This window comes from Sedimenticola hydrogenitrophicus, from assembly GCF_025175675.1.
In the GTDB taxonomy this organism is placed as follows: domain Bacteria; phylum Pseudomonadota; class Gammaproteobacteria; order Chromatiales; family Chromatiaceae; genus Sedimenticola; species Sedimenticola hydrogenitrophicus.
On the sequence record NZ_JANIOA010000087.1, the window covers coordinates 1 to 2,411 of the forward strand.

3 protein-coding genes are annotated in these 2,411 nt (G+C 60.8%); all 3 read right to left on the reverse strand.

The window, feature by feature from the left end:
• Nucleotides 1-120: 120 nt before the first annotated feature.
• The gene (locus NPX02_RS20960) at nucleotides 121-327 is read right to left on the reverse strand and encodes a hypothetical protein (RefSeq protein ID WP_260296010.1); all 207 of its coding nucleotides are present in this window, start codon (nucleotides 325-327) and stop codon (nucleotides 121-123) included.
• Nucleotides 328-346: 19 nt separating this feature from the next.
• Nucleotides 347-1,180: an ExeA family protein gene (locus NPX02_RS20965; RefSeq protein WP_260296012.1), complete on the reverse strand. Its 834-nt coding sequence runs from the start codon at nucleotides 1,178-1,180 to the stop codon at nucleotides 347-349.
• Nucleotides 1,177-2,411, reverse strand: a 1,235-nt coding sequence (locus NPX02_RS20970; protein ID WP_260296013.1) for a DDE-type integrase/transposase/recombinase, incomplete at its 5' end; no start/stop codon positions are given. The genes NPX02_RS20965 and NPX02_RS20970, both read right to left, overlap by 4 nt.

The window sequence follows — 2,411 nt, forward strand, 5'->3', positions numbered from 1 at the left end:
TGAGCGTAACCACCCTAATCGATGTCCCGGCACTCACACTATTTGATGGCCTACCCGGCAAAGATAAACGGGTGGTATAAGGTCCCGTACCACCCGTTACCCAGTTCCGAGAGCGGATCCTCAGAAGTCGGGCAACTCGTCTTCAAAGGGTTCAAACAGGTCGGGCTGATTCCGCTCTTCGACGAGACTCTGCTGATGCCTCCGTAGTTGGGCGAAGTAGTGGTTCTCGAAGGCGGAGGTCAGGTCGTAAAGGAAGTCGAGGATCTCGGTGGCAGCATCATCGGTCAGGTCCGGTGCTGCAGCCAGCATAAGAGGCGTGTGCTCCATAGGTATCTCCTTGGGTTGGTCACGTACGCTTTCTGGCCTTGGACGGGCTTGGCGTAAAGAGTTCCAGAAAGAGCTTTTCATCCAGTTGGGTGAGTTCACGTTGTGCGGCTGTCGCCAGCAGTTCTCCGGCCATACCGGTGAGTACCCGGTAGTTGCCAACCGCATGATCACAGAGGGTAGTGGCCAGTTCCTTACTCATGAGATGGGGCGCACCGGCGGTGCGCAGCAGATGATTCAAGCACTCGCCCAGCTCCTCTCGTGTGGCATACTCCATGATCAGGCGGGTACGGATACGACTGCCCAGGGGAAGCAGTTCATCGCGCCGTAATTTGTGGTTCAGACGGGCATCTCCGGCCAACACCACGCTGAGCAGATTGCGTGAGTCAAACTGCATACTCGAGAGCAGTCGCAGTTCATTGAGTACACCGGCGTGCATCTCCTGGGCTTCATCGATCAGCAACACCGGGCGCAGCAGGGTACCCTCCAGGTGGGCCAACCACCGCTCACGCAGCGCCTTGAAGCCCCCCCACCGGTTGTGCGGGCGTAGTTCCACCCCGAACAGATCCCCCATCTCACGATAGAAGTCGGCCAGGTTGCCACTGGGGTGAACGATGGCCCCCACCGTCAGGTCATGCCGTTGCCCCAGGCGTTGTGCCAGCACGCGCAGCACCACACTCTTGCCGGTGCCCGGATCACCGCTGATCATGGCAAAGCCCCCCTCCCGGATCAGTCCCTGTTCGACCCGCCAGCAGAAGCTTTCCACCTTGGCGTTGCTATAGAGCGCCTCTAACGGCAGTTCGGGTGAGAAGGGATTCCATTTGAGCCCATACAGGGCGAGTAGTTTTTTGTTCACTTGTCGGTCTCCTGATTGATGGGCAGATAGGCCGGCGGGTAACCGGTGGCCGCATAGTCGGCCAAGCACTGGCGCAGCAGGGGTGGCAATGCATTGCCCGATGGTGTCTCCTCCAGCGATGCTCTGGTGCTGCGGGCTCTTCGTCGACCCTCGGCATTGGCGCTCTTGTCGAGCGGCATGAGCGGGCACAGGGGCTTGAGTGTGCGGGGATCGATCAGCTCCACCGCGCGGAGATCCCAGCGGGCGAAGCGGAGCATCGGCTGTTCGAGATGACGGTAGCGATCGGGGATCTCGAAGCGTATCCCCTGCAACGTGACGGTGCCATCACTACGGCGCTGCTTGCGCCGCGCTGTACAACGAAAGGCGCTGCGCAGGGTCTGGCTGTCGGGGCAGTCGCGCCCCACGTTGGCGGCATCCAGATAGCGCTGTAGTGGGGTGTTGGCGATCTCACTGTGGTACGTGCGGTGGTGTGCCTGTTCCACCCAGGCCTGGGTGATCTCATTGAGCCGCTCCAGCGTCAGATCCTCCACCCCCGCCAACATCGCCATCAGCCGCCCCTCCAGGGTGGCCCAGAAGCACTCCTGTTTGGCATTCTGGTAGGGGCTGTAGGGCAGCGTGGTCTCATGCACGATGCCCAACGCATGCAGCCCTGCGGTGAACTCCTCCGCCTTCATCGCCGCACCGTTGTCGGTCATCAGGGCTCTGGGAAGCGCACGCTTCTGCAGTGCCTGGGAGAGGCCATGGATCAGTACCTCTGCCGTCTCTTCCAGATACCACTGCAGGTGACAGATCAGCCGGGAGTGGTCATCGATAAAGCAGAGCAGTCGCGGGGTAACCCAATCCCCGGAGGCGGTGATGATACGCCGTGACCCATGGTGGAAGTCAGCATGCCAGAGCCCATGAACATAGTCGGCTTCATAGCTGCGCACCTCGGCATTGGCTAATCGCTGTTGTGCCTGTTCCCCTCCAGGGGTGTTGCGCCTGGGGCGATGCTTGCGGCGCAAGTCACGGGCTTTCATGTAGCGGCGCAGCGTGTTGTAGGAGGGTAAGGGTTGCAGATCATGCTGCTCCTTCGCCAAGACCACCAGGTTGTCGTAGTGCAGCTGCACGGTCCAGCCGGTATAGCGCCGGTATTGTGCCTCTATGGCCTGGATCAGTGCGGCGCTCAGGGTGCGGAACTGACCCGCATCACCACGCACCTCTCGACGCAGGGCGGCAATAGGATCTTGCG

Excerpts from the sequence above, each read along its gene's own strand:
- NPX02_RS20960 (WP_260296010.1), bottom strand. The coding sequence starts at position 327 with ATGGAGCACACGCCTCTTATGCTGGCTGCAGCACCGGACCTGACCGAT.